The following is a 5350-nucleotide window of genomic DNA, read 5'->3' as shown; positions in this document are numbered from 1 at the left end:
ATCCGGGGGGATCACCAGTTCTGACAGGGGAGGGAAACCCGAAGGGGTCCGGCTGGGAGGCCGGACCCCTTCGTAGTTCCCCGCGTTCCCCGCGCTGTTCGGCTCGTAGTTGTCCACCGGCCCGCCGCGCTGTCGGTGCCGGGCGGTAGCGTCGGATCATGTCGAGTCCAGGTCCGGCGATGACGGTGCTCGAGGGGGTCCTCGAACGCATCACGTACGCCAATGAAGAGACGGGTTACACGGTCGCGCGGGTCGACACCGGCCGCGGCTCCGGTGACCTGCTCACCGTCGTCGGCGCGCTGCTCGGCGCCCAGGCGGGCGAGTCACTGCGGATGCAGGGCCGTTGGGGCTCCCACCCGCAGTACGGCAAGCAGTTCACCTGCGAGAACTACACGACGGTGCTGCCCGCCACCATCCAGGGCATCCGCCGCTATCTCGGCTCCGGCCTGATCAAGGGCATCGGCCCGGTGATGGCCGACCGGATCACCACCCACTTCGGCGTGGACACCCTCGACATCATCGAGACCGCGCCGAAGCGCCTGGTGGAAGTGCCCGGGCTCGGCCCCAAGCGGACGAAGATGATCGCCGCCGCCTGGGAGGAGCAGAAGGCCATCAAGGAAGTCATGGTCTTCCTCCAGGGGGTCGGCGTCTCCACCTCCATCGCCGTGCGCATCTACAAGAAGTACGGGGACGCGTCGATCTCCGTGGTGAAGAACGAGCCCTATCGCCTCGCCTCGGACGTCTGGGGCATCGGCTTCCTCACCGCCGACCGCATCGCCCAGTCCGTGGGCATCCCGCACGACAGCCCGGAGCGCGTCAAGGCGGGCCTGCAGTACGCCCTTTCGCAATCCACCGACCAGGGCAACTGCTATCTCCCCGAGGAGCGCCTCATCGCGGACGCGGTGAAGCTGCTCCAGGTCGACACGGGCCTGGTCATCGACTGCCTCGCCGAGCTGGCCGGCGAGGAGGAGGGCGTCGTCCGCGAGCCGCTCCCCGACCCGGACGGCGGCGACGACATCGCCGCGGTCTACCTCGTCCCCTTCCACCGCGCCGAACTGTCCCTGGCCGGACAGCTGTTGCGCCTCCTGAAGACCGGCGACGACCGCATGCCCGCCTTCCGGGACGTCGACTGGGACAAGGCCCTCGCCTGGCTCGCGGCCCGCACCGGGGCCGACCTCGCGCCCGAGCAGAAGGAAGCGGTCCGGCTCGCCCTGACCCAGAAGGTCGCCGTCCTGACCGGCGGGCCAGGCTGCGGAAAGTCCTTCACGGTCCGCTCCGTCGTCGAGCTGGCCCGCGCCAAGAAGGCCAAGGTCGTCCTCGCCGCCCCCACGGGCCGCGCCGCCAAGCGCCTCGCCGAGCTCACCGGAGCCGAGGCCTCCACCGTGCACCGCCTGCTCGAACTGAAGCCCGGCGGAGACGCGGCGTACGACAAGGAGCGGCCGCTCGACGCCGACCTGGTCGTCGTCGACGAGGCATCGATGCTCGACCTGCTGCTCGCCAACAAGCTGGTGAAGGCCGTCCCGCCCGGCGCCCATCTGCTCTTCGTGGGCGACGTGGACCAGCTGCCCAGCGTCGGCGCGGGCGAGGTGCTGCGGGACATGCTCGCCGAGGAGAGCCCCATCCCCGCCGTCCGTCTCACCCGCATCTTCCGGCAGGCCCAGGAGTCGGGCGTCGTCACCAACGCCCACCGCATCAACTCCGGCGTCCCGCCCATCACCCAGGGCATGAAGGACTTCTTCCTCTTCGTCGAGGACGAGACCGAGGACGCGGGCCGCGTGACGGTGGACGTCGCCGCGCACCGCATCCCCAAGAAGTTCGGCCTCGACCCGCGCCGCGACGTGCAGGTCCTCGCGCCCATGCACCGCGGCCCCGCCGGCGCCGGAAACCTCAACGGCCTCCTCCAGCAGGCCATCACACCCGCCAGGCCCGACCTGCCCGAGAAGCGGTTCGGCGGCCGGGTCTTCCGGGTGGGGGACAAGGTCACCCAAATTCGCAACAACTACGAAAAGGGGCAGAACGGCGTCTTCAACGGCACGGTGGGTGTCGTCACCGCCCTCGACGCCGACGAGCAGCGGCTCACCGTCCGCACCGACGAGGACGAGGAAGTCCCGTACGACTTCGACGAGCTGGACGAGTTGGCGCACGCCTATGCGGTGACGATTCACCGCTCGCAGGGCAGTGAATATCCGGCGGTGGTGATCCCGGTCACCACCGGCGCGTGGATGATGCTGCAGCGCAATCTGCTCTACACCGCCGTGACACGCGCCAAGAGGCTGGTCGTCCTGGTCGGTTCGCGCAAGGCTCTGGGGCAGGCAGTGCGCACGGTGTCCGCGGGAAGGCGCTGTACGGCCCTGGATTTCCGGCTTTCGGGGCGCCGCGGGACAGGCCCTGGACGTTTTGATCGATCAAACGAGTCGGAAAGGTCACACAGCACTTCCGGAACCGGGGCGAAGGGGGCAGGATGAGCAGGTTGGCGGCACTGAGTGCCGCCAATAGGCCCAATGGTCGACCCCGAGTGCACTCTCCAGGGCCAAATGGGGGATGGTAGAGACAGTCAGGGCACCTCGAAGAAGAGGCACAACGTCGGTGAGGGATGACGTGAGCGAGAACGCTAACAACGGTGTAGTACTGCGGTACGGCGATGGCGAGTACACCTACCCGGTGATCGAGTCGACCGTCGGCGACAAGGGCTTCGACATCGGGAAGCTCCGCGCCCAGACCGGTCTGGTGACCCTGGACAGCGGCTATGGCAACACCGCCGCCTATAAATCCGCCATCACCTATCTCGACGGTGAACAGGGCATCCTCCGGTACCGCGGCTACCCGATCGAGCAGCTGGCCGAGCGCTCCACCTTCACCGAGGTGGCGTACCTCCTGATCAACGGCGAACTGCCGAAGGTCGACGAGCTGGCCACCTTCAAGAACGAGATCACGCAGCACACCCTGCTGCACGAGGACGTCAAGCGGTTCTACGACGGCTTCCCGCGCGACGCCCACCCGATGGCGATGCTGTCGTCGGTGGTCAGCGCGCTGTCGACGTTCTACCAGGACAGCCACAACCCGTTCGACGAGAAGCAGCGTCACCTCTCGACGATCCGCCTGCTCGCCAAGCTCCCGACGATCGCGGCCTACGCGTACAAGAAGTCGCAGGGCCACCCGGTCGTCTACCCGCGCAACGACCTCGGCTACGTCGAGAACTTCCTGCGCATGACCTTCTCGGTGCCCGCCGCCGAGTACGAGCTGGACCCGGTCGTGGTCTCCGCGCTCGACAAGCTCCTGATCCTGCACGCGGACCACGAGCAGAACTGTTCGACCTCCACCGTGCGTCTGGTCGGCTCCTCGCAGGCGAACATGTTCGCCTCGATCTCCGCCGGCATCTCGGCCCTGTGGGGCCCGCTGCACGGTGGCGCCAACCAGTCGGTCCTGGAGATGCTGGAAGGCATCCAGGCCTCCGGCGGCGACGTCGACACCTTCATCCGCAAGGTGAAGAACAAGGAAGACGGCGTGAAGCTCATGGGCTTCGGGCACCGCGTCTACAAGAACTTCGACCCCCGGGCGAAGATCATCAAGGCGGCGGCGCACGACGTCCTCTCGGCGCTCGGCAAGTCCGACGAGCTGCTCGACATCGCCCTGAAGCTGGAAGAGCACGCGCTGGCCGACGACTACTTCGTCGAGCGCAAGCTCTACCCGAACGTCGACTTCTACACGGGCCTGATCTACCGCGCCATGGGCTTCCCGACCGAGATGTTCACGGTCCTGTTCGCCCTCGGCCGGCTGCCGGGCTGGATCGCCCAGTGGCACGAGATGATCAAGGAGCCGGGTTCGCGCATCGGCCGCCCGCGCCAGATCTACACGGGTGAGGTCCTCCGCGACTTCGTCCCCGTCGAGGGCCGCTGAGCCTCCCCGACAGAGCGGAAAGCGCCCCGCCATCGATCCCCCCACGGGTCGACGGTCGGGGCGCTTCCCTTTTTCCCGGTGCGGATTCCCCCCACGGGATCCGGCCGGGCGTCTGTGGTCGCCCTGCGGTCTGCCGGGACGCGTACGTACGGGAGGGCCGCTCAAAGCTCCCCGGTGCACGTGCCCCGGCAACGCAATTTCCAGGAACATCCCCCAAGATGTCCCTCGATGTCGGAAGACGTCCCCCAAGACATCTTCCTGCATCGCCCCATTAGACTCGCGACTCCCCTCAATGGTTACGTTGCAATCACTGTGATCTGCGTCTCCTGCATATGTCCAGTAGATGCGCAAGATCCCCGATATGTGGATCTCGGGAACGGGGTGAAGATGCTGAAACGACCGTGTGAAGACGTTATGTGAACGTCCTCAGACGAAGACTGTTCGTGACCACGAAGACCGAGGAGAAGGCCATCGCGGCCCCCGCGATCATCGGGTTGAGGAGACCGGCCGCGGCGAGCGGCAGCGCGGCGACGTTGTAGCCGAAGGCCCAGAAGAGATTGCCCTTGATGGTGGCGAGGGTCTTCCGGGAGAGCCTGATGGCGTCGGCCGCGACCCGCAAGTCCCCGCGCACCAACGTCAGGTCGCTCGCCTCGATGGCCGCGTCCGTGCCGGTGCCCATCGCGAGACCCAGATCGGCGGTGGCGAGCGCGGCCGCGTCGTTCACGCCGTCCCCGACCATCGCCACGACCTTGCCCTCGCCCTGCAGCCGCCGCACGACATCGACCTTGTCCTGCGGCAGGACCTCCGCGAACACGGCGTCCGGGGCGATGCCCACCGCGTCGGCGACCGTCCGGGCGACGGCCCGGTTGTCGCCGGTGAGCAGCACCGGTGTCAGACCGAGCGAGCGCAGCTCGCGCACCGCCTCGGCGCTGGTCTCCTTCACGGCGTCCGCGACGGCCAGGACGCCGCGTGCGGCGCCGTCCCAGGCGACCAGGACCGCCGTGCGCCCGGCGGCCTCCGCGTCGTCCCGCAGCTTCGCCACGGCCTCCAGGCCCGTCACGCCCGCCTCCGCGAGGAGCCGCTCGCGGCCGGCGAGCACCTCGTGCCCCTCCACCGTGCCGCGCACCCCGGCCCCGGCGACGTTCTCGAACCGCTCGGGCGTCGGCAGCTCCCCGGCGGCGAGACCGAGGCGCTCGGCGGCGCCCGCCGTGACGGCGCGGGCCACCGGGTGCTCGGAGGCGTGCTCCAGGGCGCCCGCGAGGCGGAGCAGGAGCCGCTCCTGGGTGTCCCCGGCGACGTGTACGTCCGTCAGCTCCATGCGGCCCGTCGTCACCGTCCCCGTCTTGTCCAGGACGACGGTGTCGACGCGGCGCGTGGACTCCAGGACCTCGGGACCCTTGATGAGGATGCCGAGTTGGGCGCCGCGGCCGGTGCCGACCATGAGGGCGGTCGG

3 protein-coding genes are annotated in these 5350 nt (G+C 68.7%); 2 read left to right on the top strand and 1 reads right to left on the bottom strand.

The window, feature by feature from the left end; genetic code table 11:
* The first annotated feature begins 179 nt into the window (after positions 1–179).
* Together recD2 and AOK03_RS15415 are read left to right on the top strand one after the other, a co-directional pair.
* The gene (gene recD2, locus AOK03_RS15420) at positions 180–2465 is read left to right on the top strand and encodes an SF1B family DNA helicase RecD2 (RefSeq protein WP_425264380.1); all 2286 of its coding nucleotides are present in this window, start codon (positions 180–182) and stop codon (positions 2463–2465) included.
* 133 nt (positions 2466–2598) lie between these two features.
* Positions 2599–3897, top strand: a complete 1299-nt coding sequence (locus AOK03_RS15415; RefSeq protein WP_055565825.1) for a citrate synthase — start codon at positions 2599–2601, stop codon at positions 3895–3897.
* A 412-nt stretch (positions 3898–4309) separates the two neighbouring features.
* On the opposite strand, the gene AOK03_RS15410 is transcribed toward AOK03_RS15415, so the two are convergent.
* The coding region (locus AOK03_RS15410; protein ID WP_244177625.1) for a heavy metal translocating P-type ATPase at positions 4310–5350 on the bottom strand (1041 nt) is incomplete at its 5' end.

Source organism: Streptomyces atriruber, from assembly GCF_001418325.1.
In the GTDB taxonomy this organism is placed as follows: Bacteria; Actinomycetota; Actinomycetes; order Streptomycetales; family Streptomycetaceae; genus Streptomyces; species Streptomyces atriruber.
This window is presented reverse-complemented; position numbering and strand designations above follow the sequence as displayed.

Bases quoted from the DNA above. Each gene is read 5' to 3' on its own strand.
- recD2 (WP_425264380.1), top strand. From the start codon at position 180: ATGACGGTGCTCGAGGGGGTCCTCGAACGCATCACGTACGCCAATGAA.